The organism is Deltaproteobacteria bacterium, assembly GCA_029860075.1.
Taxonomy (GTDB): Bacteria; Desulfobacterota; JADFVX01; order JADFVX01; family JADFVX01; genus JAOUBX01.
Map to the genome: position 1 here is coordinate 22,140 of JAOUBX010000030.1, position 25,160 is coordinate 47,299.

At 47.0% G+C, this 25,160-nt stretch carries 25 protein-coding genes and 1 riboswitch; of the genes, 10 read left to right on the forward strand and 15 right to left on the reverse strand.

The window, feature by feature from the left end; translation table 11 throughout:
- Window position 1: 1 nt before the first annotated feature.
- From ftsW to OEV42_10700, 12 genes are all read right to left on the reverse strand, one after another.
- Entirely contained in the window at window positions 2–1,126 is a 1,125-nt protein-coding gene (gene ftsW, locus OEV42_10645; GenBank protein MDH3974724.1) for a putative lipid II flippase FtsW, read from the reverse strand.
- The gene (gene murD, locus OEV42_10650) at window positions 1,116–2,516 is read right to left on the reverse strand and encodes a UDP-N-acetylmuramoyl-L-alanine--D-glutamate ligase (GenBank protein MDH3974725.1); all 1,401 of its coding nucleotides are present in this window, start codon (window positions 2,514–2,516) and stop codon (window positions 1,116–1,118) included. Before murD ends, ftsW begins: the two co-directional genes overlap by 11 nt.
- Entirely contained in the window at window positions 2,516–3,589 is a 1,074-nt protein-coding gene (gene mraY / locus OEV42_10655) for a phospho-N-acetylmuramoyl-pentapeptide-transferase (protein MDH3974726.1), read from the reverse strand. The genes murD and mraY overlap by 1 nt, the downstream gene beginning before the upstream one ends.
- Window positions 3,589–4,998, reverse strand: coding sequence for a UDP-N-acetylmuramoyl-tripeptide--D-alanyl-D-alanine ligase (locus OEV42_10660; protein MDH3974727.1), 1,410 nt, complete (start codon window positions 4,996–4,998; stop codon window positions 3,589–3,591). Before OEV42_10660 ends, mraY begins: the two co-directional genes overlap by 1 nt.
- Window positions 4,998–6,521 (reverse strand): UDP-N-acetylmuramoyl-L-alanyl-D-glutamate--2,6-diaminopimelate ligase, encoded by a 1,524-nt coding sequence (locus OEV42_10665; protein ID MDH3974728.1) that lies wholly within the window; start codon window positions 6,519–6,521, stop codon window positions 4,998–5,000. Before OEV42_10665 ends, OEV42_10660 begins: the two co-directional genes overlap by 1 nt.
- Window positions 6,518–8,506 (reverse strand): penicillin-binding transpeptidase domain-containing protein, encoded by a 1,989-nt coding sequence (locus OEV42_10670; protein MDH3974729.1) that lies wholly within the window; start codon window positions 8,504–8,506, stop codon window positions 6,518–6,520. The genes OEV42_10665 and OEV42_10670 overlap by 4 nt, the downstream gene beginning before the upstream one ends.
- The gene (locus tag OEV42_10675; GenBank protein MDH3974730.1) at window positions 8,503–8,853 is read right to left on the reverse strand and encodes a hypothetical protein; all 351 of its coding nucleotides are present in this window, start codon (window positions 8,851–8,853) and stop codon (window positions 8,503–8,505) included. Before OEV42_10675 ends, OEV42_10670 begins: the two co-directional genes overlap by 4 nt.
- 35 nt (window positions 8,854–8,888) lie before the next feature.
- The gene (gene rsmH, locus OEV42_10680; protein MDH3974731.1) at window positions 8,889–9,815 is read right to left on the reverse strand and encodes a 16S rRNA (cytosine(1402)-N(4))-methyltransferase RsmH; all 927 of its coding nucleotides are present in this window, start codon (window positions 9,813–9,815) and stop codon (window positions 8,889–8,891) included.
- Window positions 9,816–9,818: 3 nt separating this feature from the next.
- Window positions 9,819–10,190: an STAS domain-containing protein gene (locus tag OEV42_10685; GenBank protein ID MDH3974732.1), complete on the reverse strand. Its 372-nt coding sequence runs from the start codon at window positions 10,188–10,190 to the stop codon at window positions 9,819–9,821.
- A gap of 11 nt (window positions 10,191–10,201) precedes the next feature.
- On the reverse strand, window positions 10,202–10,642 hold the full coding sequence (mraZ, locus tag OEV42_10690; protein MDH3974733.1) for a division/cell wall cluster transcriptional repressor MraZ: 441 nt from the start codon (window positions 10,640–10,642) through the stop codon (window positions 10,202–10,204).
- Between the two features lie 324 nt (window positions 10,643–10,966).
- Window positions 10,967–11,956 carry a GTP 3',8-cyclase MoaA gene (gene moaA / locus OEV42_10695; GenBank protein ID MDH3974734.1) on the reverse strand — a complete coding sequence of 330 codons (990 nt, stop codon included), beginning with the start codon at window positions 11,954–11,956 and terminating at the stop codon, window positions 10,967–10,969.
- A gap of 39 nt (window positions 11,957–11,995) precedes the next feature.
- Window positions 11,996–12,184, reverse strand: a complete 189-nt coding sequence (locus OEV42_10700; protein MDH3974735.1) for a DUF542 domain-containing protein — start codon at window positions 12,182–12,184, stop codon at window positions 11,996–11,998.
- Between the two features lie 254 nt (window positions 12,185–12,438).
- On the opposite strand from OEV42_10700, the gene OEV42_10705 reads away from it, so the two are divergent.
- Both OEV42_10705 and OEV42_10710 read left to right on the forward strand, forming a co-directional pair.
- Window positions 12,439–13,704 (forward strand): (Fe-S)-binding protein, encoded by a 1,266-nt coding sequence (locus OEV42_10705; GenBank protein ID MDH3974736.1) that lies wholly within the window; start codon window positions 12,439–12,441, stop codon window positions 13,702–13,704.
- Window positions 13,705–13,927: 223 nt separating this feature from the next.
- Window positions 13,928–14,017, forward strand: a riboswitch (cyclic di-GMP riboswitch).
- 76 nt (window positions 14,018–14,093) lie between these two features.
- Window positions 14,094–14,225: a hypothetical protein gene (locus tag OEV42_10710; GenBank protein ID MDH3974737.1), complete on the forward strand. Its 132-nt coding sequence runs from the start codon at window positions 14,094–14,096 to the stop codon at window positions 14,223–14,225.
- Window positions 14,226–14,400: 175 nt separating this feature from the next.
- Here OEV42_10710 and OEV42_10715 read toward each other — a convergent pair whose 3' ends face one another.
- Window positions 14,401–15,720 carry an EAL domain-containing protein gene (locus OEV42_10715; protein MDH3974738.1) on the reverse strand — a complete coding sequence of 440 codons (1,320 nt, stop codon included), beginning with the start codon at window positions 15,718–15,720 and terminating at the stop codon, window positions 14,401–14,403.
- Window positions 15,721–16,001: 281 nt separating this feature from the next.
- Between OEV42_10715 and OEV42_10720 the strand changes: the two genes are divergently transcribed.
- Window positions 16,002–16,451, forward strand: a complete 450-nt coding sequence (locus tag OEV42_10720; protein ID MDH3974739.1) for a hypothetical protein — start codon at window positions 16,002–16,004, stop codon at window positions 16,449–16,451.
- Between the two features lie 115 nt (window positions 16,452–16,566).
- A complete protein-coding gene (locus OEV42_10725; protein ID MDH3974740.1) occupies window positions 16,567–19,914 on the forward strand; it encodes a UvrD-helicase domain-containing protein in 3,348 nt (1,115 codons plus the stop codon).
- A 97-nt stretch (window positions 19,915–20,011) separates the two neighbouring features.
- Here OEV42_10725 and OEV42_10730 read toward each other — a convergent pair whose 3' ends face one another.
- Window positions 20,012–20,449 carry a hypothetical protein gene (locus OEV42_10730; protein ID MDH3974741.1) on the reverse strand — a complete coding sequence of 146 codons (438 nt, stop codon included), beginning with the start codon at window positions 20,447–20,449 and terminating at the stop codon, window positions 20,012–20,014.
- 278 nt (window positions 20,450–20,727) lie between these two features.
- Between OEV42_10730 and OEV42_10735 the strand changes: the two genes are divergently transcribed.
- The 3 genes from OEV42_10735 to OEV42_10745 all read left to right on the forward strand — a co-directional run bounded on the left by OEV42_10735 (window position 20,728) and on the right by OEV42_10745 (window position 22,334).
- On the forward strand, window positions 20,728–21,300 hold the full coding sequence (locus OEV42_10735; protein ID MDH3974742.1) for an RDD family protein: 573 nt from the start codon (window positions 20,728–20,730) through the stop codon (window positions 21,298–21,300).
- Window positions 21,301–21,349: 49 nt separating this feature from the next.
- Window positions 21,350–21,859, forward strand: coding sequence for a hypothetical protein (locus OEV42_10740; protein MDH3974743.1), 510 nt, complete (start codon window positions 21,350–21,352; stop codon window positions 21,857–21,859).
- Window positions 21,860–21,980: 121 nt separating this feature from the next.
- Window positions 21,981–22,334 carry a n-acetylglutamate synthase gene (locus OEV42_10745; GenBank protein MDH3974744.1) on the forward strand — a complete coding sequence of 118 codons (354 nt, stop codon included), beginning with the start codon at window positions 21,981–21,983 and terminating at the stop codon, window positions 22,332–22,334.
- A gap of 79 nt (window positions 22,335–22,413) precedes the next feature.
- On the opposite strand, the gene OEV42_10750 is transcribed toward OEV42_10745, so the two are convergent.
- Entirely contained in the window at window positions 22,414–23,118 is a 705-nt protein-coding gene (locus OEV42_10750; protein ID MDH3974745.1) for an FHA domain-containing protein, read from the reverse strand.
- Between the two features lie 511 nt (window positions 23,119–23,629).
- Here OEV42_10750 and OEV42_10755 point away from each other — a divergent pair.
- From OEV42_10755 to OEV42_10765, 3 genes are all read left to right on the forward strand, one after another.
- Entirely contained in the window at window positions 23,630–24,418 is a 789-nt protein-coding gene (locus tag OEV42_10755) for a hypothetical protein (protein MDH3974746.1), read from the forward strand.
- 117 nt (window positions 24,419–24,535) lie between these two features.
- The gene (locus tag OEV42_10760; protein MDH3974747.1) at window positions 24,536–24,853 is read left to right on the forward strand and encodes an antibiotic biosynthesis monooxygenase; all 318 of its coding nucleotides are present in this window, start codon (window positions 24,536–24,538) and stop codon (window positions 24,851–24,853) included.
- A gap of 150 nt (window positions 24,854–25,003) precedes the next feature.
- Window positions 25,004–25,160, forward strand: a 157-nt coding sequence (locus OEV42_10765) for an exodeoxyribonuclease III (GenBank protein MDH3974748.1), incomplete at its 3' end; no start/stop codon positions are given.

A 25,160-nucleotide genomic window follows, 5' to 3' on the forward strand; every position in this document is an offset into this window, starting at 1 on the left:
TTCACCCCTCCCCCCTGGCAATAATACTGATGAGAATCCCCACACCGATCATATTGACAATAAGCGATGTTCCCCCATAACTTATAAAAGGAAGCGGAAGTCCCTTCGTCGGAAGAAGTCCCATAACGACACCCATATTGATAACGGCCTGAAGGGCAATCATGGAGGTTATCCCCATGGCAAGGTGACAGCCGAAATCATCAGATGCCTTTAGCGCCGCCCTTATTCCCAGAACCACGATGGCCGCAAAAAAAAGGATGACAATAAAGAGACCCAGAAAACCCATCTCCTCACCAATAACAGGGAGAACAAAGTCGGTATGGGGCTCAGGCAGGTAAAACAGCTTCTGCCTCCCTTCTCCCAGACCTCTTCCCATCATCCCCCCTGATCCGAAGGCGAGAAAGGACTGTATGATCTGAAAACCCGTATCCTGAGGATCACTCCAGGGATCCAGGAAAGACAATATACGCTTTTTCCTGTACTCGGCCCCGGCAATAAGCATTGACGCCACGGCAACCATGATACCGGCCGATGCCGTCAGGTAGGAAAGGCGCGTACCGGCCACAAAGAGCATGATAAAAACAATGCCTGCCAGGGTCATGGCCGTGCCGAAGTCGGGCTGGAGAAGCATAAGCGCAATGCAGAGCGCCAGTATTCCAATATAAGGAACAAATCCTTTTTTAAAACATCTCATATCTTTCTTTTTGCTAAAGGACAAGGCAAATGAGAAAATAAGGGCAAGCTTAACCAGTTCCGAAGGCTGAATGGAAAGCGGGCCGGCCCGGAGCCATCTCGTCGCCCCTCCGGCCTCGCTGCCAACACCGGGAATAAGAAGAAGAACAAGCAATCCTATCGTAAAAAAGAGGAAGGGATAGGCAATTTTCCTGATCTGTCCGTAATCTGTTTTACTTACTGCAATCATGGCGCTGATCCCGATTAATGCATAAATGGTATGCCTTTTTAGAAAGAAAAAACTATCATGAAAGCGCTTGTCCGCCATGATGGAGCTGGCGCTGTAGACCATGACAACACCTGTGAGAACGAGAAAGATGGTAAATCCCGCCATCAGTCTTTCCGACCAGAGTCTGCCCGGCCAAAGGTTATCCGACCAAAGTTTATCCGGCAAGAGGCGCCTCCTCCCTGCTTTTTTCTTTTCCCGCCTCCCGCTCACAGAGCCTGGCAGCGGCCTTTTTAAAAACCCTTCCCCTTTCAGCATAGTCACTGAACATGTCAAAACTGGAGCAGGCAGGAGACAAAATGACGGCATCTCCCGAGACAGCCCTTCCCCAGGCTTTCTCCAGGGCATCCTCCATAGAATCAGCCCGCATTGTTTCCACCTCACCACCAAGGACTTCCTCCATTTTCAACGCCGCCTCACCTATCAGCACCAGCGTTTTAACCTTTTCCTTTATCACAGCTTTAAGGGGGTCGTAGCTTCCTCCTTTATCCTTCCCTCCGGCAATGAGAATAATCTTCCCTTCCATACTTTCAAGCGTTTTGACGACAGCGCCCACATTGGTTGCCTTCGAATCATCGTAAAAGCTTATGCCGCCCACCCTTCCTGCCGGCTCCATCCTGTGGGGCAAGCCCTTAAAGGACTTAAGGGTATCAATAAATACCGCTTCCGGAATACGGCATATAAAGGCCACACCGAGGGCCGCCAGAAGGTTCTCAATATGCTGAATGACACTTTTTTTCACTTCGGCAAGACTTACCTCCTGCCTTTCATTCCCTGCACCGGCAACGATCTTATCTCCTGAAATTGCGGCTCCCCCCCCATTGTCGGCAAATTGCCCCAGGGGGAGAATTTCAGCTTTTATTGCAGGCAACAATGATGCGGCAATTTTATCACCGGCATTGACGATGGCATAATCAGAATGCCCCTGGTTCATAAAGAGCCTTTTTTTCGCTTCAATGTACTCCGCCATGGAAGCGTACCTGTCAAGATGGTCAGCCGTAATGTTGAGTAAAATCGATATAAATGGCCTGAAGGTGGAAATCCTCTCCAGTTGAAAGCTGCTTACCTCGAGAACAATATAATCCGCTTTATCTCCTTCAAGGAGATAGTCCGTCAGGGGAATCCCGATATTTCCTCCGACAAAAACCTTCTTTCCCCCATTGGCAAGCAGTTCGCCGATAAAGGCCGTCGTCGTGCTCTTGCCGTTTGTCCCTGCCACGGCGATAATGGGTGCGGAAATAAAACGGGAAGCAAGTTCAACTTCACTGATTATTTGAGCGCCCCTTTCTTCCGCTCCGGCAAGGATGGAACAAAGCGGTTCCAAATTGGCCGGCACACCGGGAGAAAGGACGATCAGCTCCGCCCCTTCAAAAAGAGAGGCCCTGTGCCCGCCCCCTTCGAGAGTAATTCCTTCCCCTTCCAGCCCCTTAAGGCGCTCAAGGGAAGCCACATCATTGAGTGTTACCTCCGAGCCTTTGGTCCGGAGAAAACGGGCAGCAGAGATACCGCTTTTTCCGCCGCCAATGACAATACATTTTTTATCTTTCAGCTCCAACATTACCTCAGCTTAAGGGTACTAAGCCCTACAAGGGCAAGAATGATAGATATAATCCAGAACCTTACAATAATCTTCGGTTCAGCCCAGCCTTTTAGTTCAAAATGGTGATGAATGGGAGCCATGAGAAAAATCCGCTTTTTTCTCGTCTTGTATGAAGCCACCTGAAAAATAACGGAAAGGGCCTCGATAACAAAAAGGCCGCCCACAATAGACAGCAGAATCTCATGCTTCGTAATGACGGCAAGAATACCGAGCGCCGCACCAAGCGGCAGGGATCCCACGTCCCCCATAAAGACCTGTGCAGGGTAAGTGTTGTACCATAAAAATCCGAGACTTGCTCCGGCCATCGCCCCGCAAAAGATAGCCAGTTCCCCGCTCCCTGCAATGTAGGGAATCTGCAGGTAGGTTGCAATGATCTTGTGACCGGCAAAGTAGGCCACCAGAAGGTAAGTAATAGACGAAACAATTACCGGTCCAATGGCAAGACCGTCGAGACCGTCCGTCAGGTTTACCGCATTTGAAGCGCCGGTAATAACAATGACACAAAAAGGGATAAAGAAGATGCCGAGATCGATTTTTAGTTCCTTGAAGAAAGGAAAATAGAGTTCCGTTGAAAATCCCCATTTGACAAGCATATAGGAAGCGGCAATGGAGATAATCACCTGAAAACCGAATTTGTATCTGGCTTTAATCCCTTCACTCATCCTTCCCTTTACCTTGTACATGTCATCTACATAGCCGATAATGCCGAATCCGGCCGTCGTAAATATTGCCGTCCAAATATACTTATTGCCAAGATCTGCCCAGAGCAAGGTCGGCACGATCAGGGAAACCATGATGAGCGACCCTCCCATGGTAGGCGTCCCTTCCTTTTCACTGTGCCTCTCGGGTCCGTCCTTTCTCACTTTTTCACCGATCTGGTGATAGGTCAACTTTTTAATAAACCAGGGACCGGCAATAAAACTGATAATAAGGGCCGTAATAGTAGCGTAAATGGTCCTGAAAGTAATGTACTGAAAAACATTAAAAAAGGAATAATGAACATGGAGCGGATAAAGAAGGTGATAAAGCATCAGTCATCCCTCCCTTTATCATCAATATCTTCCGTAAGGGCCGCCGTAATCTCCTCCATTTTCATCCCCCGGGAGCCCTTAACGAGCAACCAGTCACCGGGGCCTGACTCATCTTTGAGGTATCTGATCAGTTCACTTTTATCGTCAAAAGCATGAACATTTTTGCTGTCCATACCACTATTTACAGCGCCTTCTGCAATTTTTTCAGCAAGGGCCCCAAATGTAACCAGCATATCTACTCCTTTTTCATGTACGTAGCGGCCAAGACGGGAATGTATTAAAGGAGCAGTTTCCCCCAATTCAAGCATATCTCCAAGAACGGCTATTTTTCTCCCGTCGGCAAGTTTTATCATCGTCTCAATGGCAGACCTTAGCGAAGGCGGATTGGCATTATAACTGTCGTTAATAATCGTAATGCCCCCTTTTGATATAATTTCCATTCTTCCCGAGTAGGACTCATACTCTTCAAGACCTTCTCTCATCTCCTCCAGCTCAAAGCCCATCGCGTAAGCAACGGTGGAGGCAGCCAGCGCATTATATAGCTGGTGAATGCCGTAAATGGGAAGCAGCACGGGAATACGTTTTTCTCCCGCTTCAAGAATAAAAAGCGTCCCTTTGCCCCACTCGACTTCAGCCTTCTCAGCCCTCACATGGGCCTTGCCGTCAAAACCGAAGGTAATCACCTCACCGCGGGCAAACTTTGCAAGCTCCATAACGGCAGGGTCGTCGGCATTGAGAATAACTTTATGTTCCCCCTCCATAGCCTCAACAAGCTCACCCTTGGCTCTTTTTATGTTTTCCACATGACCAAGCCCCTCCAGGTGAGCTTCACCAATATTAGTAATAACACCGATATCAGGTCTGGCCATGGTTGTAAGCTCGTGAATTTCACCCCGCCTGTTCATCCCCATTTCTACGACGGCAACTTCGTGGTCTGAATGGAGCTTTAAAAGCGTAAGGGGAACACCGATAAGATTATTGAGGTTCCCTTCATTTTTCAGAACTTCAAACCTTTTTTTAAGGATGGAGGCGGTAATCTCCTTGGTCGTCGTCTTGCCGTTACTTCCCGTTATAGCCACGAGAGGCACAGGGTTTTTCTGCCTGTTATGGGAAGCCAGGCGCTGAAGCGCAGCAAGGGAAGCAGCTACCTTGATGCCGACCACGCCTCCCGGAAGGCCGGGGGCAAAGATGGCCTTATCGGAAACGACACCGGCAGCGCCTTTCTCCAGTGCATCATAGACATAATCGTTTCCGTTATGATGCTCCCCCTTGATTGCCCAGAAAAGCTCACCTTCTCCAATATTCCTCGAATCAATGGAAACACCTGAAAAAAGGCTATCTCTCTGGCCATGAACCAGTTCACCACCCGTTGATTCAACAATTTCGCTCGCTGTAAATGACGGTGTCATCAGGCAATCCTCTCTACAGGGTCCTCATCACTTTTTGTCTCTGCCAAACCTTTAAAAGCCATTTGGGCCTCTTCCCTGTCATCAAAATGTATTTTTCCGTCACCCAGAATCTGGTAATCTTCATGTCCCTTACCTGCAATAAGAAGGGTATCCCCTTTTGTCATCATAAGCGCCCCTTTTCTGATAGCCGCCCGTCTGTCTGCAAAAATGGCGTACTTTTCCCCTGCCATCATCCCTGCTTCCTTGAGTCCCCTTTCAATATCCTCAATAATCCGAAAGGGATCTTCACTTCTCGGATTATCTGAAGTAACGATAGTATAATCACTTTCGGCAGCAGAGATTTTTCCCATGAGAGGCCTTTTGTCCCTGTCCCTGTCTCCTCCACAACCGAAAAGCGTAATAAGGCGCCCCTTTGTCGTACCTTTAAGGGCCTTGATAACGCGGTCCAGGGCATCCGGTGTGTGGGCATAATCGACAAAAACCCTAAGCCCCTCACAGCCGTGAGGCAGTTCAACCCTTTCGAGCCGCCCCGGTGTTTTCTCAAATGCTCTTATCCCTTTTTCTATGGCTTCTTTAGAAATACCGAGGGTAATGGCTGCACCTGCGGCGGCCATAATATTATAGAGATTGTATCTGCCGATGAGAGGGGACTCTACCTTGATTTCCCCCAAGGGAGAGGTAACGGTTCCTTTCATCCCATTTTCATTTTCCAACATTTCAACAGGCGTTATGTCTCCATCACTAAATCCGTAAGAGACCGTTCGCTTTATCTTTTCATATAATCGCGCGCCGCTGGCGTCATCAATATTTATGACGGCAACTTTATCTTCATTCCCTTCAAGAAAAAGGCGCTCCTTGCTTTTCCCGTACTCCTCCATGGAATGGTGATAATCAAGGTGATCAAGGGTCAGATTTGTAAAAACAACCGTATCAAAACAACACGCTGCCACACGGTCCTGGTCAAGGGCATGAGAAGAAACCTCCATAATGCAGTGCGTCGTCCCCCCTTCCGCCATTTCAGCCATCATCTTCTGGAGTTGAACGGCGCCGGGCGTTGTATTGGGGGCCTCCAGCACCTTTCCTGCATACCTGTAATTTACCGTGCCGATCACAGCCGGTGATAAGCCTTCGGCCCTTACAAAAGCTTCGAGAAGGTAAGTGGTTGTCGTTTTCCCGTTTGTCCCCGTAATCCCTGCAAGCTTAAACTTTTTCGAGGGCTCACCGAAAAAGAAGGAAGAAATAAAACCAAGCGCCTTTCTGCTGTCAGCAACGTGAACGACAGCAATGCGGTCTTCCAGGTATTGAGGAACAGATGAAAGGTCTTCAACAACAATCCCTTTAGCACCATTTTCAACGGCGCTCTTTATAAAATGGTGCCCATCAGCAGCAGTTCCGCAAAGGGCCACATAAAGATAGCCCTCGGCGATCTCCCTTGAATCAGCGCTGATACCACGGATCTCAACAGAGGTGTCACCTCTTACTTCCTTAACCTGACAACGGCTTATAAGCTCTCCCAGATTCATAGCAACAAGGCCTTGCCCGAAAGTGGTTTATCTGCAAGTTTTACGCGGTACCCCTCTTTTTTATTAAAGGCCTGCCCGGCCCTGGGGAACTGATCGACGACAACACCATTGCCCTCTACCACAGATGGAGGGCGCCCCACATTAACAAGTATTTCCCTGAGCGTCATTCCCTTAAGATCAGGCATTTTTTCCATTTCTCCATGGGCCGTAAAAAAAGGAACATCCTTCCTGTCCGAATCCCTTCTTACCTTCTTGTTAACCCAGAGAAAAGAACCGGGCATTTCCTTTTCCCTTAAAGGGCTTACATTCAGATAGGCAAGCGACTGGGACGCAATGCGTCTGAATACAGGGGCCGCCACCCTGCCGCCATAGTAGGCGTTTTTCGGTTCATCGAGGATAACCACGATAGAAAGTTTCGGATCGTCGGCAGGAATAAAGCCGACAAAGGAACTGATATGCCGCTCCCTTGAATATTTTTTATTCTTAAAATCATACTTCTGGGAAGTCCCCGTCTTTCCCGCCACCAGGTAGCCCTGCAGCGCTGCCCTGACACCGGTTCCTTCTCCGGAGGTAACACGTTTGAGCATGGCGGAAACCTCTTTTGAAGCCGGCTTTGAAATAACTCTTTTCGTCATGACGGGATAATTGGAAAAAAGCGTTCTTCCGCTTCCGTCAATGACCCTCTTCACCACATAGGGTTTCATCAGATGCCCGCCATTGGCTATTGCTGAAATAGCGTTTACAAGCTGAAGGGCTGTTACCGATATACCCTGTCCGAAAGCAAGATTCGCATAACCGATGGGTGATATCTTGTCTGACGATCTAAGATATCCCGATGCCTCACCGGGAAGACCGATCCCCGTTTTCGCCCCGAAACCAAAATCGGAAATATAACGGTAAAAAGCCTCCTTGCCTGTCTTTTCAGCTATCTTGAAGGCCCCTATATTACTGGAGACCTTGAGTATATTTTCCAGCGACAGCCAGCCATAGCTTTTCCCGTCATGGATATACCTGTCATAGACGCGGAACCTGCCGTTCTCACAATAGAAAATATCCTTTGACATTGCCCTGCCGCTATCGATAGCCGCCGCGGCAAGAAATATCTTGAATGTCGACCCCGGCTCGAAGGTATCCGTTATAATTCTGTTTCTCCAGAATCGGGGTCCGTACTTTTCAAAATCGTTGGGATTAAATGCCGGCTCAACTGCCATAGCCAGCACTTCTCCCGTTGCAGGATCCATGACGAGGGCCATTCCCGCCTTTGCATTAAATCCCTTTACCGCATCACCAAGCTCCCTCTCGGTAATATGTTGAATCGTCCTGTCTATGGTAAGAACGACGTTATTTCCGCTCGATGATTTTTTAACATTCATGCCGGCAGGAAAAATATTCCTGCCAAGGGCATCTCTTTCAGCAAGAAAGTAACCGCCCGTCCCCTTTATATAATCGTTATACTCGAGTTCTACCCCTTCCAGTCCCTGCGAATCAATACCGGCAAAACCGATCAGGTGCCCCGCCAGCTCCATATTAGGGTAGTAACGCCTTTTTTCCCTGACGATGCCTACACCGGCAATATGGAGGTCAGCAACAAGCCGCCCCCTTTCGACGGGAAGGCTTCTCTTTATCCAGACAAAAGGAGACTTGGCGCTAATCTTTTCCTTAATCCACTTTTTCTCTTCCCCCAATATACCGGACAGGGCCTCTGCAAGAGCATCACCATCGGTAATCTTGAGGGGCTGGGCATAGACGGAGTTAACCTCCCTGTTTGTTGCAAGTTCCTCTCCGTTTCTGTCAAAGATCTTTCCTCTAACCGGAGGGAGTTCAATTTTTCTCGTAAGCTGCCTCTCGGCCCGTCTGCCAAGCTCTTCACCCCTGAAGATCTGGAGCTGGTAACCTCTCAGCACCATCATTGCGAAGAGAGACAAGTAAAAGAGAGCGACCAGAATAATTCTTGCTTTTAACCGTTTGGCGCCATCATGCCTCATTTTAAAAACACGATCTGGTGGTTTCTGGGAGGCAGGAGATCAAACTTCTTCTGGGCAATGGGCTCGAGCCTTCCCGGCGATTTGAGCATAGCGACTTCAGCCTTCAGCTTTTCATTAAGATCCATGACTTCCTGAAGATACCGGCTCTCTTTCGATATTTCATAACCAAGGCTCACAACCCTGGCCCTGGACCACACACTGAGAATGGCAAACACAAAAAAGAGAAGGACAAAAATGAAGAGCATATACTTTTTCCCGGAATGATTGGCAACATGCCTGACTGACGCTCGTTGCCTTACCAGGTTCTCATTTTTTACAGCAACATGATACAAAGTAAAACCTTTCAATTATATGTCATTTCAAAGTATTTCCAAAGCAAAACCTATACTTTTTCAGCAATTCTCAACCTGGCTGACCTTGCTCTCGGATTAAGGTCACATTCTTCCCCGGAGGGAAGAACAGGCTTGCGGGTAATAATCCTTGCCACCTCTTTTTTGCCGCAACGGCAATAGGGAAGGTCAGGCGGACAGATACAGCCCTTTGAGAGCTTTTTAAATGCCTGTTTGACGATCCGGTCTTCAAGAGAATGAAAAGATATGATTGCAATACGCCCTCCTTTTTTCAGCCGCTTCACGACGAGAGAGATAAACTCATCGAGCCCGGCAAGTTCCTCATTAACTGCAATCCTCAGGGCCTGGAAAGTTTTTGTCGCCACATGGATTTTCCGGGGATGAAACTTTCTCGGCACAGTCCCTTCAACGAGCCCTGCCAGGGCAAGGGTCGTCCTGATCTCACCAGCCGCCTTGACCGCTCTTGCGATCTTCCTTGCAAACCTTTCTTCACCGTAAACCTTAAAAATATGTTCAAGCTCTTCAGCAGAAAGCCTCTCTAAAAGTTCGGAAGCGCTCTCTCCCGAATGCTGATCCATCCTCATATCGAGGGGGCCGTCTCTTAAAAAAGAGAAACCCCGACCGGCACTGTCAAGCTGATGGGAAGAAACACCAAGGTCGGCAAGCACACCGTCGACAGAGTCAATACCCGACTCATCAAGGATCTCATCAATTCTCTTGAAATCACTATGAACGAGCTTGAACCTTCCCTTATAACTAGAAAGAACCTTTTCAGCTTCAGCAAGGGCTTCCTTATCCCTGTCAATGCCTATCACTTTGCCGCCCGGGGAAGAGGCCGCCAGCATAGCTCTTATATGCCCTCCGCCGCCTGTCGTGCAATCGACATAAGTCCCTCCGTCTTTGCAGGCAAGCAGCCCGACCACCTCTTCCACCATGATCGCCTTGTGATAGGTGGACAACTATCAGCGCCCTCTCAGAAGGCCCGAATGGCACTCCCCGCTTCCTGCAAAACTGGACAGGGCATCTTCCATAGACTCAAAGCTTTCAAAAAATTCATCGGCGCCGACAACGGTAAAAATATTTCTTATGTACCGGCTCATACCGACAAGTTTGAGATCTCCGCCACAGATTCGAAGGCGCTTGAGCCTTTCAACGAGAACACCGATGCTCAGATAATTAATATGCTCAACTTCATTCATACTGACAATAACATTCAGGTGACCATCCTTGATCAGATCAGCAATAGTATTCCTGATATTGACCATTTCCAAATGATCGATATCACCACTGATATGGAGTGTAAAAATATTATCCAGATTGCTTACCTTAATCATATCCCCTCCTTTTAAATACCAAGTTCAGACAGCACTTCAGCCATATCATCAAAGTTATCTTGCGATATCTTTAATTCCTCCTCCCATCTCACCCTGCTCCAGATCTCGATCTTGTTAAGCATACCGGCCACAATAATTTCTTTTTCAAGGGCTGCATATTCTCTTAAAACAGGGGGTATAAGGATCCTCCCCTGTTTGTCCATGGCGCATTCGGTGGCACCCGAAATAAAAAAACGCAAAAAGGCCTTGGCCTCCCTCTTAACCATAGAAAGCCGGCTCGCCTTATTTTCCAGCTCCACCCATTCAGTGTAAGGATAAGCAACAAGGCAATTATCAAAATTTGTGATAATAAGACGATCATCATACCTCTCCCTGAAAGTATCACGAAAACGGGAAGGAATATTGATTCTGCCCTTATCATCTATGGTTATTTCAAAACGCCCTCTAAACATATCAACCCACTTTAACCCACATTACACCACCTTATGCCAAAATATACTAGCGGGCAAGGGCGTTGTCAAGTTAATTTTTCTCTTTTTTTCTTTCCGGGAAAGGGTTTGTAGGGAACAGGAGAAAACTTTGGGGCTGTCCTGAAAGAACTAAAGAAGGGTTAAAAAGGCCAAAAGAGACGAATTGCAGCGTCGGTGCCGGCTTAAGTGGAGTAAACAGTAAAAAAATTTACCATTACATACAGTGACTTAGCCAACCGGGAGGAAGAGCGATGCAATAAAGCGCTTGAAAGTGGGTCAGCGGAACTGCCCGTGGGAAGAAGTGGGTTAACCGCCTATGCGGGTCATGGGGAGGTGGGAATCTTTCTCGGGAAAACCACCGTCATTCAGCAGGTGGCCCGATGGCTTCATCACAACAGAAGTGGAAATAAGCTCTGCCAGTTCATCATCGGACACACCCTCTCTTATGGCAGACATGACATTGACTTCACCTTTCCTCAAAAGACAGGACTTGATATGCCCGTCGGAGGTAAGACGAATCCTGTTGCAGGAATCGCAAAAATGCCTCGAAACGGGAGAGATGAAACCGACCTTTCCCTCAAAACCGTCTATGGTGTAATTACGGGAAGGCGAGCCCTTTTCATCGGCGCTGTCAGGGGTAAGATTGAAGGCCTTTCCCACCATCGCTTCAATTCTCTTTGAAGGAATATATCGCTCCCTGCCCCAGCCATTATTTCCGACAGGCATAAATTCAATAAACCTTACATGATAGGGCCTTGATCTTGCCAGTTCGACAAAATCGACAAGCTCATCATCATTTATGCCCTTAATGACGACAAAATTAAGCTTGATCGGCTGAAAACCAATTTCATGAGCCACCTCAATGCCCGCAAGAACGTCATCAAGGGCCGATGTCTTTGTAATATAGGCAAAACGATCGGCTTTAAGCGAATCAACACTTACATTCAAACGCTTTACACCTGCCTCTTTAAGTTCCTGCGCCTTTTCTCCCAGGAGAAGACCATTGGTCGTAAAGGTCGTCTCCACCCCTTCAATAGAGTTAATCTCTTTGATAAGCCCTATAATCCCTCTTCTCACCAGGGGCTCACCGCCGGTAATCCTGAACTTGTTCACACCAAGAGAACTTGAAATGCGGACAATTCTCAGGATCTCCTCGTAGGTAAGAATGTCTTCATGAGGGACGGATTCAAAACCGCCGGCAGGCACACAGTAAGTACAGCGCATATTACATCTGTCCGTCACAGATATGCGCATATAGCTTATTACCCTGCCGTGACTGTCCTGTAAAGTTTTCAGAGAGGGCCCCTTTCTTTTAAATTAAGGAAATAAAAAAAATCAATTTGCCGCTTCATTGAGTGCACTTAAAAAAACCTCAACATCGATGCCGCCTTCATTGGCCGCCTGCTCTAACGTTCTTGCCCCGCCGCAACAGGAATCGATGCCAAAATCATTAAAAACGGGAAGGGTTGCAGGAAATGCCTTGATCACGTCATTAATTGTCATCTCCTTGTTAATCTTTGCCATTGCCTGCCTCAAAATCAAAATGACTCATATCATAACTTAAGCAGGGCAGAACCATTCTGCCCCTGATTATTGAGTTTATTTGTATGGAATTTTCTGTGATAATATGGGTCTAAATTAGTTGTTTCGCCAAAAGGGCAGGCTGTTTTTCTGTAAGAACACAGTAAATATAATAAACCTCCGGCCCATATTAATCAATATTTTTATTGCCATGACTGTGTATGGGCCGGCATTGATCGTTTTTCAAAGCAGTAATAATGATGGACCTTAAATACCTCGATAAATACAAAGATGAAGTGGACCGTTGTGTCAGGTGCGGTGGCTGCCAGGCATCGTGCCCTACTTATGCCTATTCCGGCGATGAATCGATGGTGGCAAGAGGCAGAATGGCCCTTGTGCAGGCTGTCATCGAAGGAAGGCTCGGCTTTACCGGTGGCTTTGAAAAAAGCATCGACAGCTGTCTCGATTGCAAGGCCTGTACGAAATCTTGCGCCAGCGATGTGAAAGTCGATGAAATCATCTATGCTGCCAAGGCCGAGATTGCGGCAGCCAATGGCTGCAATCCTCTTGAAAAACTGCTTTCAAAAAATGTCTTTATAAAAAGTCAAAGGCATCCATTATTAGTCAGACTGGCGGGACTTGTCAAAAAACTGTTCTACGATCCTCTACCCGACTTTCTGCCCCTCCCTTCCCCTCTCAAATCGCTGGGAAAAAAGAGGAAACTCCCTGCCATAGGCTCTACACCGCTAAGAAAGAGGAGAAAGCTGACAAAAAAGTTAACAAACCCTTCGGGAAGGGTCGCTTTTTATGTGGGATGCGCCACCAATATGGTTCACCAGCATATTGGTGAGGCCATGATCAAGGTCCTTGAACATAACAACATAGAGGTAACGCTTGTAAATAACGAACAGTGCTGCGGCATTCCCTTCCTCTCGAAAGGAGACAGGGAAACGGCGGAACAACTGGCAAAGGCAAACATTGAAGCCTTTGCCTCTCTTAAAGTCGATGCCCTTTTAAGCTGCTGTGCCACCTGCAGCGCCACACTGAAAGATTACCCCAAATGGATCGATGACGAAAAGGCAAAGGCCCTGTCAGCAAAGGTCATGGATATTCACTACTACCTGGCCCATCACAGCGATTACAAAAAGGGCCTGGGTAAAATAGATGAGAGCATTACCTGGCACGACCCCTGCCATCTCGGCAGGGGACAGGACGTAATGGATGAGCCGAGAGAAATCCTTCGTTCAATTCCGGGCCTTAAATTCACCGAAATGTCAAAACCATGCCAATGCTGCGGTTTTGGTGGAGAAGTATCACTTAACGATTACAAAATGAGCATGACCATAGCCGGGGACAAGGTTCTGTCGGTAAAAGATTCCGGCGCAGAGGAACTGGTTACGGGTTGTCCCGCCTGTATCATGCACATGGAAGATGCCCTCAACCACTTTGGCCATGTCATCCCTGTACGGCATACCGTTGAGTACCTGGCAGAAGCATATAAAGCAGGCAAGAAAGAAAAGTAAAACCATCTGCCCATAAATGCTAAAAGGGATATGAGCCCCTGCAAAAAATGCCAAAACAGTGCATTTTTTTCATACATTTTTTCAAGTCTTTACTTTTCACGAAAAAAAAACTAAACTTATATGTAAAATTATTAGCAGAAAAAGAGAGTACTTACAAAAGCGTTAAAGAGAAAAGCCTGCAAGGCACAGATATTGCTTTTAAAAAACATGAGAAGAGCATTAACTCTGCTCAGAGCAAACCAGGGGAAATCCTGGGACGCAGAGCATCGGGACTAAGAAAACCGTAAATTTTCACGTCAGCCGGGCCGCCAGAGTTACCCAGTTAATTAATACTTGGTAAATCGGGCGGCTTTTTATTTTGTAATTAATTTCTAAAGGGAGTTGTAGCAATGAAGATCTCGAAAAAAGTGGCTCTGGCAATTATGATAACATCCATATTCCTGTTAACATCAACGGCAGGGCATTCGGCAGAAAAAAAGGTGAAAAAAGCAAAGTCCTGCCAATTATCTCAATCCTTCTAACGGCATTTCTCGCCGGGATTCTCAGCAAAGCTGACAAAAGACACGTCATGCCCGGTTTTCACGGCCAAAAGCAGCGCAGGCTTGGTCGACAGGCTGCGGGGCAAGCCGAATGAGTGAATGCCGGACAGGGCGTGACTTCCGGCTGCCGCAGCAGAAAATTGAGGAGAAATGCGGGCTAATCGAGAAAATCCTTATTAACCGGCTCCAGTTTATGGGAAGGTTTACCGAAAAGATATCCCTGACCGTAGGTGACTTCAAGCTCTTTCAGCTTTTCATACTCAGCCTTCGTCTCTATCCCTTCGGCAATGATCAATGAACCCAAACTTTTAGCCAGGGTAACCATGGCCTTTACCATCTGCTGCCTGATAAAACTCTTGTCAATGTCTCGAACCATGGAGATATCGACCTTCATATAACCGGGATTGAGTTCCAGGATTCGCTCGAGATCAGCGTAGCCGCTGCCAATGTCGTCGCTCGCATGAACAATCCCGATATCGCGGTAGTCCTTCAAGGCATTTCTAAACAAATCGTAATTATCAATAGCCAGCTTTTCATTAATTTCAAAAACAACATTTTCCGGCTTGATCTTGATGTCCTCGAAAAGTTCCTCCAGGTAGGCGCCGCGGAATTCAGGATCATGAATGGTCATGGTAAGCGTATTGACAAATATCTTTTTGTCCGTATTGAGGTGCCTTACGGCCTCAAAAGCCTGCTTACGGCAGATGGAATCGAGTTCAAAGGAGAGACCGAATTTGGAAGCCAGGGTAAAGAGTATGAGGGGACTTACAAATTCACTGCCTTCAGGGCCGCGGGAAAGGGTCTCATAACCAATAACATCAAGGGTCTGCATATCGACGATGGGCTGAAAAACCGTTCTAATGCTCTCCTCGATAATAATCTTTTGTAGATGGTAGTTGCTGCTGTAATCGAGTTTGAGGGACATGAACTCGCCCATCTTTATGGAGTTATTGAGCACCTGCATAATGAGGCGCATATTGTTTATCATGGGATTATTGATAACCAAGGCATAGCCGATGGCAGGCCGGGTATACTCTTTACAGTAGGGAAAAAAGAGATTAAACATCTCATTTTCAATATTGACTCTTGTCTTTTCGGCAATCACTTCCAGGTGATCGAGAAGGCGGGTTTCATCCTTACGGGGAGGGGAAAGAAAAATAATAAAGGTGTCTACATCCCGCAGATCAACAAGAAATATGTCCCTGCCACGGAATTCCTTTTTCTTTATTTTTTTGAGGATATTCGTCACCCTGACGAGCAGGTCATTGTAAACCATGCTTCCATACTGGTATTCGATGGCATGAAGCTGGGCTACCTGAACGGTAATACAGGCAATAAACCTGGAGCGGGTAAGAATATCTTCTACTTCAGGATACTCTTTGATGACTGTAGGAATTTCAAGGTAGTTATTGAAATAAAAATCTTTATGGATCGGCGCTGATATAAAATCCTGCTCTTTGGAATGTTTCTTTTTCATTATGAGAGCCTGTAAATACCAAGGTTTAAGAGCGCAGTTTTTAGTTTAATAAATATTATTGCCTCTAGTAAAGAGAAATATATACTGCAAAAAGGGCGGGGGGGGGGCTCCGCTTTTACCAAAGGGACAACCCGCCTGATTGAATTTAAGGTTTGAAAGTTCCCTCAATCAAAAAGCAATATATGCCTCATTTTTAGTAAAATCGGTCAAGTAATTAGCTTTTTTTTATCATATACTAAGTGGACAGGGAGCCGGATTCCGGCAAATAAGGTGAGGCGAAGATGGCAAAGCTGAATTGCTGGGAATTTCACAACTGTGGAAGAGAAAAAGGCGGAAAAAATGTCGGCAGAGAAGGGCCCTGCCCTGCTTCCACCTTTGAAGCAGCCCACAACTTCATGGGAGGGAAAAACGGCGGCAGGGCCTGTGCATACATTACAGGCACCTTTTGCTCACAAACGCTTCAAGGAACACAAAAAAATTATTGCAAGCCTTCTTCAGATATAAATCAGTTAAGATTTTGTACCAATTGTGAGTTTTACCGCCTTCTCAGAAAAGAGCAGAAAGACCAATTTTCTCTTCATAATTTTCTCCTCTACGTAAAAGAAAGGCTAATATCAACAAAAATGCGTATCGGGAAAATAGAGGTACCTCAATTAAGGAAAATATCAGGAAAGTCAAAGCATTCAATGGGGCAGGACCCTTCAGAAAAAGCCCCCAAGTCAGTCAAATAAATAAACCCACTGCCCTCCCCCTTAACAAAATCTGCCAAACAAGGCTATTCAAAACTTGTATCGCCGCCTGCACTCCATTAATATAGAAGCCAACATTTTTAATCTTTAGCGTTCTATGAAGAAAAACTTATCAGACCTTAAAGAAAGGGAAGCGGCCCTCGATCCAAAGCGCTCCTTTATCGTTCAGGCTCCGGCCGGTTCAGGCAAGACGGAGCTGCTCATCAGGCGTTTTCTTACACTTCTTGCAGCCGTAAACTACCCTGAGCAGATCATTGCCATTACCTTTACACGCAAGGCGGCAGGCGAAATGCACTGCCGCATCATGAATGCCCTAAATAAAGCTAAAAAAGAGCCGCCCCCTGCGTCTCCTTACGAACTTGAAACGTGGCGTCTTGCCGGGGCAGCCCTAAAAAGAGATGCAGAGAGGGGCTGGAATCTCCTCGAAACACCGGCCAGACTCAAAGTGCAGACCACTGACTCCCTTTGCGCTTCACTGACGAGGCAGATGCCCATACTTTCAGGCCTCGGTAAAAACCCGGCCATGACGGAAAATGCGGAAGAACTCTACCGCGAAGCAGCAAGGCGAACCATTGTAAAGGTTGAAAAGGAGGGGAAAGACGGTGAAGCCGTCACAGAGGCATTGAGACACCTGGACAACTCCTTTGCCAACCTTGAACAGAGAATCATTGCCATGCTGGCAAGGCGCGACCAGTGGCTGCGTCATGTGAGCCTAAAGTCAATGATCGATGAGGATGTCCTCAAAAAATACCTTGAACAATCCATCGCCAATCTCATTAAAACCAATCTTTGCCGGGTAAAATCAGCCTTTCCCGGAGACATCCTGAAAGAAGCCATTCATTACGGCAGTTTTGCTGCTGACAACCTGCTTGCCAATGGCAAGGAAAATGACATTACAAGCCTTGCCATGGCTGAAGCGGCAGAGGAAGACCTCGAAAAGGAACTTGCCTTCTGGCGGGGCATAAGGGGATTGCTGCTAACAGCAGACAACAAATGGCGAAAGCCGGGTGGCGTTAACCTGCGTATCGGCTTTCCTTCCCATAAATCGGAAGAGAACCTTGCCATGAAGGACGGTTTTAAGGACCTCTTGGCCCGTCTTGAAACCAAAGAAGAACTCGGAGCATTGCTCGCCTCCCTTTCAGATCTGCCCAAGGGCCGCTACAGCGAAAGTGAATGGGCGATTCTCAATGACCTCATGCACCTTCTCCCGCTGGCTGATAGGGAACTGATGAAGGTATTTGCCGAAGAGGGAACCGTCGATTTCCAGACCATTTCCAGCGCCGCCCTTCAATCACTCGGCCCCGATGAAGATCCCACAGACCTCATGCTTGCTCTCGACGTAAAGATCCAGCACATTCTCGTCGATGAATACCAGGACACGTCCCGCACTCAGCTTGCCCTGTTGGAAGCGCTCACAGGTGGCTGGGAACAGGGCGACGGCAGGACCCTGTTTATCGTGGGCGATCCCATGCAGTCTATTTACCTCTTCAGAGAGGCCGAAGTGGGGCTTTTTTTGAAAGCCAAAAACGAAGGCATGGGCACAGTAAAACTGGAAGCGCTTACACTAAGAAGTAACTTCCGCTCCCAGGCAAATATCGTCAATTGGGTCAACAGCACCCTTTCCACGGCCTTTCCGGGCAGTGAAGATGACTTTCTCGGCTCCATCTGTTACGAGTCCTTTCATCCCGTCGTCGAAGCGAAAGCAGGCAACGCCGTTAGCGCCTCTATCTTTGAAGAAAGAGATGATGCCCTCGAAGCGGTCCATGTTTCGAAGATCATCAAAAGCATCAGGGAAAATAACGGCCATGAAACCATAGCCGTACTGGCAAGGTCCCGTTCCCACCTGGCAAAAATTGTGGAAAATTTTAAAGCGGAAAAGATCGATTTCAGGACGCGGGAGATCGATCCGCTCTATGACAGGCCCGTCATCCAGGACCTCTTTGCCCTGCTTCGGGCTCTCATGCATCCCATGGACCGTATTGCCTGGCTGGCCATCCTCCGCGCCCCCTGGTGCGGTCTCACCCTTATGGACCTGCATTCACTCTGTGTGGGAGACAGTGGAAGCAGCACATGGCAACTCATGCATGACGAAGGGAGGCTATCAGGCCTCACTGATGACGGCAGGGAGCGCCTGCTCAAACTCAGATCGACCCTCGATTCGGCTCTCCCCCTATGGGGAAGGATTCCCCCGCGACAACTTCTGGAAGGCCTCTGGATTGCTATCGGTGGACCGGCCTGCGTCGATAAAAACGGCATTGCCGACAGTGAGGCCTTTTTCGATATGGTAGACGGCATGGCGCAAGCGGGGAGGATAGAATCACTCAAAAAACTGGAGTCACGAATAAAAGCACTTTATGCCAACTACAGCGGCAAGGGCGATAATCCCGTGGAAATGCTGACCATTCACAAAGCCAAGGGCCTCGAATACGATCATGTCATCATCCCCGGTTTCGGCAAAGCGCCCCGCAGCCAGGAAAAGATTCTTCTAAGAAGCATGGAGCGGGGAAAAGATCTCCTCCTTGCCCCCATTGACGGTATTGAAAAAGGGGAAAGCCGCACCATTTACGCCTATCTCGGAAAAATCCAGTCGGAAAAGGAAGAGCTGGAACAAAGGAGGCTTCTTTACGTAGCCGTTACGCGCGCAAAAAAGCGGCTATACCTCCTGGGCCACGTCAGGGCTGATGGTGATAGTCTGCGGCCTGAAAAACGCTCTTTTCTCTCTGCCGTAGAAAAGATCATTGATCCGGAAAAGGTCATTACGAAAGCGGAAAGGCCTATGGAAGACATGGAGCAGGGTCCGCCTCCCATGATGCTAAGAAGGCTCCCCCCGGACTGGAAGCTCCCCGAAGCGGCGCCCCCTCTCGATGTGCTCATAGAGGAAACACCCCAATTTAAGGCAGAAGAAATGCCTGAATTCGAATGGGCCGGTGAAGCCATCAAGCACCTCGGCACAGTCATGCACCGTTACCTCTGCCGTATCACAAAAGACGGGCTTGAACAATGGGGAGAAAAAAGGCCGGCAGGTGAAAAGGAAAGGATGGTTTCCCTCCTTCGGGAACTGGGCCTCAACCGTAAAGAGGCAGGGAAAATGGCTGATGAAGGGATAAAGGCGCTGAAAAAAATGCTCTCCCATGAACGTGGCCGGTGGATACTCTCTTCTCACAACGGGGAAGGGTCCGAAGTCCCCCTGACTGCCCTTATGGACAACCGCATCATCCACCGCATCATTGACAGAACTTTCGTCGACAAAGGCGTCCGCTGGATCATCGATTACAAAATCAGCCACCACAAAGGCAGCGACGTAGACAAATTCCTTAAAAACGAAAAAGAGCGATACCGGCCCCAACTCGAAGCCTACGAAAAAATTCTTACCGCCGGCGGGGAAAAACGCCCCATAAAAAAAGGGCTTTATTATCCCATGCAGAAGGGGTGGATTGAGTGGTAGGGGGGATAAAAGGATGGATTATCTTTCATTTTACCCATCCTTCAGGCTTCCCCGCAGGAAAGAGCTCAATAACTTTCCTGAAAAAACCCCGGCAAATCTATCTGCCAAGGATACGCTTTTCCCAGAGATTGCTGATCAGGTCGTTGGCGGCAAGTCTGGCAATATTGTCCGTCGAATAAAATCGCTTTCGCCTCGGGTTGTAGCCTTCCGAATAACTGCCGAGAGCGACAAAGCGGTTATTGGAAACTGCCCTGGAAGATATGCCTATGGTATACATCTTATTCATCGTAACGGCCCCTTCGATAACCAGTTCTGCCCCTTTTTCCTTCATGATTACTTTTCCGTTCGTCTTATCCGATATGAGCTGAATAAACTTATTTCTGGCCGCTTCGCCTATGGCAGGCTGTTCACATTCGAATTTCTTGACATAAATTGTTTTGGGCGGCACATCGGCAGCCACCTGTGGTCCGTCTGCAACACATCCGGCAAATAACAAGGCGAACAAAACGGCAGTAGCGTATCGAAAAAGAATCATTCCATAACCTCCCTAACAATTATTTTACATAAATAAAGCACACCAGGTTGTATAATGCAACAACAAATATAGGGAAAGAATGCATAATACATTGCAACTTCCAGGATAAGTCACTACAATCAGACAAGAAAAAAGCGCTAAAAGATAACGGGCAAAACATTGAATCACTAAAGAAAAAGGGAAGCCCAGGAGATGCTCATCAGCAAATAAATTATTAAGCTTAACTGGAAGCAATATCAGTTTCAGAGAAAAAACATTGCTGCAAAAACAGGTTTTTTATGGGTCGGGAAGAAGGCATATATTTCGACATTAAGGATTATGGATCTCTTGTAAGGCGTTTTAGCGCGATTACGATCGACATGGCTTTTCTTCTCCTGCTCTTCATCCTTGCCGGCGCTCTTTGGTCCCTCTTATTCATTCCTCCTGACCTTGACCTGGCCTATTACTATGGAATAAAGGTATTCATATATTTCGAACCTGAATTTTTTAGCTTATGCCTCATATTAGCTTATATTTACCTTGCCATATTAAAGCCACGCCCCATCAGAACAATCGGATACCGATTAACGGGACTGAAAATAATTGATCTTAAAGGAGAACAACCGTCTTTATTAAAAATGACATGGCGTTTTGTTCTCCTCGCCTTCGGTCCATTCCACCTTCTCTTTGATATTTTCTGGCTTGGCGGCGATGATAACAGGCAGTCCTTGCGGGATAAACTGGCAGGCACTTATGTAATCCGAAAAAATGCAATACCCTCAGGCCGTGGCACAATTGGCTATTCACAATACGGCTTGTTTTGCTATCAGCTTATTTTCAGCGAGGTTATGCGAAAAAAAGGGACAGGATAGTATAAAATTTAAGCACATAAGGGCCCCAATATTCATAAAGGATCAATTGATGGAAGAAAATTGGAAAGAAATTAGCGGTATTACATTGATAGCATGGCTCGTCGCCTATGGTCTCTTCATGGCCCATGCCATAACAGATAGAGACGGATTTTTGCTGCTCGATCATGTGAACCTCCCTTTTCATGAAGCGGGACATATCTTCTTTACGCCATTGGGTCAGACAATGCATTTCTGGGGAGGGACCATCTTTCAGCTTCTTGTTCCTGTTGCATTGATGGTGAGCTTTTGGAAGAAAAGGGAGACGGCCGGCTTCGCCTTCTGCCTTTTCTGGCTGGGCGAAAACTTTATCAATATTGCACGATACATGGCGGACGCAAGGGACCTTTCACTTCCCCTTGCAGGGGGTGGAGTTCATGACTGGAACTATATCCTTGCCGATTTGGGCCTGCTGCATAAAGAGAAGGCTATTGCAGGGATTGTAAAATTTATGGGCTGGATAATAATGATTTCGGCGCCGCTGTGGCTGTTGGTAAGAGCTAAAGAGGCAAATATTGAGTAAGCTGTTGAAATCGCAGCTCTGATAAAGGCAGGGGGGATAAGCTGATTCCGCATTCCCTCTGCTTCATCGGCGCCGGGAGCCTGCCCAAGCCGGCATACCCCGCTTACTGATTATTGAAAATATGAACAGAATAAATTACCACAATAAAAGGTTCCGCGCCGTAAGCAACAGCGAAAAGGGTGAAGTGGACGGTGAAACGGTCTTTCACTATACCCAGGAGGGGGACATGGTGAGCGGAACATACAGAGGAGGCTCAATTCGCTTTGGGACTCTCATTGCCCGGATAGATGACAAAGGGGAGCTCCATATGCGCTATCAGCACATGAACCAATCCGGTGAGCTTATGACAGGAAAATGCCGCTCTGTGCCGGAAGTTCTCCCCCATGGCCGCCTCCGGTTGAAAGAACAGTGGCAATGGACCTGCGGCGATTTTTCAAAAGGGGAATCTCTTATTGAGGAAATTCAGTCAGAATAGCAATGTGGAAAAATGCTACCTGACCAGACTTTTACAGGATGATCTTCTTTTTTCCTTATTTCAGCCTCAGCCGCTTGCATCACTTCCTGAGATAAAAGCGAAGCGTCAGGCCGCCTACCTCCACCTGATCGCCCTTCTTCAAAATATAGGGTTTACCAAGTGGCTTCCCGTTGATGAGGGGAGGTTTTTTTGAATCGGGCGATGTAATGACATAGCCCTTGTCGCTCCTGTTGACGAGGGCTGCCACTTTGGGTGCAAGGAGGCCTTTAATTTTGATCCCGGCATCGCTCGACTTTCCAATGGTAGTTACTCTCTCCCTCATATCAATCTGCTCTTTTACAACACCGCCTTCCATCAGCGCAAAACCGCCTGTTGCCCCCTTTGTGCTCCCTCCGCCTTTTTTTGCCGTACTCTGATCGATCATCATGGTCTTGTCGAGAGAGTCAATAACAGCCCTGGACCCGGTATCCACCGGTTCATCAAAACCACCCGTTCCATGCTCCCAGCCCACCTTTAACTGGTGTTTGCCGACAATAATATTGTCGGTGCTGTTTACGATGGAACGTGTTATCTTTTTTCCGTTCAAAAGGGTGCCGTTGCTGCTCCCCAGGTCCTCCAGAACAAAACAGTCCTTTTCGCGGACGATTCTGGCATGCTTGCTGGAGACGGCCGGATTATCAATCCTCAGGTCGTTGCCGACGCCTCTCCCTATAGTCATCTCTTTGCCTTTGAAGGTAAGTTCATCGACAATACGGCCGTTGAATATGAGAATAATCTTATTCATAACTCCTGTCCCTCCATGTTGTCCCTGTTTATTTCAAAACAAATCATACCATAATTCTATGGTCTCTTAAAAAAGTATTTGTAAAAAAGGGGGCTTTTTTGAAATGAGAACTCAGGGTTATCTGTAATGCGTAAAACCAAAGGCCGCAGACCCGCTGAAAGTTCAGGAAAAACCTGCCACAACAAGACGCCCTCATGTTGCAAAGTTTTGCAACTTACTTGTTGAAATTTTTTTTTGCTTATGGTATTGGATGATACACAATTATTTATTTTCTCCCCGACGAGATTACAGGTGATGTGGGCGGCTAAAAAAATCTTAACTTATCATTGAAAATCCTTCAAAAGGTTTTCTGCTATTATTTTTAATTTTATTGAGTGTTTGAGAGAAGGAGAATAAAACCATAATGTCCAATAAAAATGCAGTAAATTTGATTTTAATTTTAGTTCTTCTTTGTATTCTCAACGGCTGCCTTTCATCGCCAAGGAAACATAGGCCCAAATTAAGTGACGCCATGAATAAATCTTCCGATCATTATTCCGGAAGCCGCACCGTTACCAACAGACCCAATACCTATTATCAAGGAATCGAAAGGAATCATTCCGCTTCCCCGGAAAGGGAAGATTCTTCTTCCGATTCCCCTCTGGCGCTGGCAACAGAGCTGTTGCTTGGCGCTGTTCTGTCAGATAGTCCGGAGGATAAGGAGAGAAATGCATATTCCGGAGGTAACTCTTCTGCTGATTCATCAGGAAATGGCGAGGGGGCCGTTTTTTCCATTTCAGGTGACAGCGCAGCAATAAACGGCAAAAAATTTAATGATCTCAATAATATCAACCTCTCTGTAGGAGGCTACCTGGATGAATTTAACAGACTGGAGTTTCTTGTCGGTTACGGACAAACCGCTGCCAGCTTGGATAGTTATCTGGCAGATTCTTTAGACGGGAATATCAATTTGCTTACCTATGGTTTCTCCTATAAACGTTACATGACACCGAGACATACTTTTCTGGGTCAGTATTTTCTTTTCGGCATGGCAATGAATGATATGTACTGGACCTACAAAAATGCCATTACTGCGGCTGACGGTGAAACAATTACATCTGACAGTATAAGCGGGCTTGAACTCTTCGCAGGTCTGGGATTCAACCTTGCCCAGACAAAGAATCTTCACATAGGCGGGGAGATCGTGCCAAGCATGATCTCATGGGAAAGGCATACCCGCCACGGTTTTGAGAACGATGTTTTCGATACCTTCTGGATGACGAAATTCAGGGTCGTCTTTTCTTTTATCAGCGGCAAATAAGCCGGTCTGCTTTTCCCCCGGAGTTTCTGCATAAAAACCGGAAGGGGTGAAGTCATTTGAGAGTTTAATAAAACAGCTTTTCTCCATAAAAAAGCTTCTTACAATAAAAAAACACTGATGTCTCTGATTGCAAAAACACCACTGCCTCCTTATTATGCCGTTATCTTTACGTCAATCCTTTCGGAAGAAGACCATAATTATACACAAATGGCAGAGAAAATGCTGGCATTGGCAGCGAAACAAGGGGGATTTCTTGGCGTCGAGTCAACCCGTCAGGAACTGGGAATTACCGTCTCCTACTGGTCTGACCTTGAATCAATCAAAGTATGGAAAGAAAATATTGATCATAAAGAAGCCCAAAGGCTGGGCCGTGAAAAGTGGTATACAGATTTTAAGATTCGCATAGCGAAGGTTGAGAGAGAATATGGAATATAAAAAAACAGCATTTTTTACAAGGACATACAGGATTGATAAAAAAAGCAGTCATTAACTTTATGATTATTGAATCCTGCATGTATCAGTATGAATCATAAAGCATCATCTTTGATCAGTGTCAAATATCCATCATAACCAAGGAGCTAAAAAGTGCGTATTGTCTCATGGAATGTTAACGGTATCCGTGCCGTCATGAAAAAGGATTTTAAATTATCGCTGGACAGTATGAATACCGATGTGCTCTGCCTCCAGGAAACAAAGGCCCAGGATGATCAGGTAAGTGAGGCGCTATCTGAGATTGACGGTT

Excerpts from the sequence above, each read along its gene's own strand:
- OEV42_10660 (MDH3974727.1), bottom strand. The coding sequence starts at position 4,998 with ATGACACCGTCATTTACAGCGAGCGAAATTGTTGAATCAACGGGTGGT.
- OEV42_10685 (MDH3974732.1), bottom strand. The coding sequence starts at position 10,190 with ATGATTAAGGTAAGCAATCTGGATAATATTTTTACACTCCATATCAGT.
- OEV42_10760 (MDH3974747.1), top strand. The coding sequence starts at position 24,536 with ATGTCTCTGATTGCAAAAACACCACTGCCTCCTTATTATGCCGTTATC.
- murD (MDH3974725.1), bottom strand. The coding sequence starts at position 2,516 with ATGTTGGAGCTGAAAGATAAAAAATGTATTGTCATTGGCGGCGGAAAA.
- OEV42_10745 (MDH3974744.1), top strand. The coding sequence starts at position 21,981 with ATGAACAGAATAAATTACCACAATAAAAGGTTCCGCGCCGTAAGCAAC.
- OEV42_10735 (MDH3974742.1), top strand. The coding sequence starts at position 20,728 with ATGGGTCGGGAAGAAGGCATATATTTCGACATTAAGGATTATGGATCT.
- OEV42_10670 (MDH3974729.1), bottom strand. The coding sequence starts at position 8,506 with ATGAGGCATGATGGCGCCAAACGGTTAAAAGCAAGAATTATTCTGGTC.
- OEV42_10710 (MDH3974737.1), top strand. The coding sequence starts at position 14,094 with ATGAAGATCTCGAAAAAAGTGGCTCTGGCAATTATGATAACATCCATA.
- OEV42_10720 (MDH3974739.1), top strand. The coding sequence starts at position 16,002 with ATGGCAAAGCTGAATTGCTGGGAATTTCACAACTGTGGAAGAGAAAAA.
- mraZ (MDH3974733.1), bottom strand. The coding sequence starts at position 10,642 with ATGTTTAGAGGGCGTTTTGAAATAACCATAGATGATAAGGGCAGAATC.
- OEV42_10665 (MDH3974728.1), bottom strand. The coding sequence starts at position 6,521 with ATGAATCTGGGAGAGCTTATAAGCCGTTGTCAGGTTAAGGAAGTAAGA.
- OEV42_10740 (MDH3974743.1), top strand. The coding sequence starts at position 21,350 with ATGGAAGAAAATTGGAAAGAAATTAGCGGTATTACATTGATAGCATGG.
- OEV42_10755 (MDH3974746.1), top strand. The coding sequence starts at position 23,630 with ATGAATAAATCTTCCGATCATTATTCCGGAAGCCGCACCGTTACCAAC.
- OEV42_10730 (MDH3974741.1), bottom strand. The coding sequence starts at position 20,449 with ATGATTCTTTTTCGATACGCTACTGCCGTTTTGTTCGCCTTGTTATTT.
- OEV42_10725 (MDH3974740.1), top strand. The coding sequence starts at position 16,567 with ATGAAGAAAAACTTATCAGACCTTAAAGAAAGGGAAGCGGCCCTCGAT.
- OEV42_10715 (MDH3974738.1), bottom strand. The coding sequence starts at position 15,720 with ATGAAAAAGAAACATTCCAAAGAGCAGGATTTTATATCAGCGCCGATC.
- OEV42_10750 (MDH3974745.1), bottom strand. The coding sequence starts at position 23,118 with ATGAATAAGATTATTCTCATATTCAACGGCCGTATTGTCGATGAACTT.
- OEV42_10705 (MDH3974736.1), top strand. The coding sequence starts at position 12,439 with ATGATGGACCTTAAATACCTCGATAAATACAAAGATGAAGTGGACCGT.
- OEV42_10700 (MDH3974735.1), bottom strand. The coding sequence starts at position 12,184 with ATGGCAAAGATTAACAAGGAGATGACAATTAATGACGTGATCAAGGCA.
- mraY (MDH3974726.1), bottom strand. The coding sequence starts at position 3,589 with ATGCTTTATCACCTTCTTTATCCGCTCCATGTTCATTATTCCTTTTTT.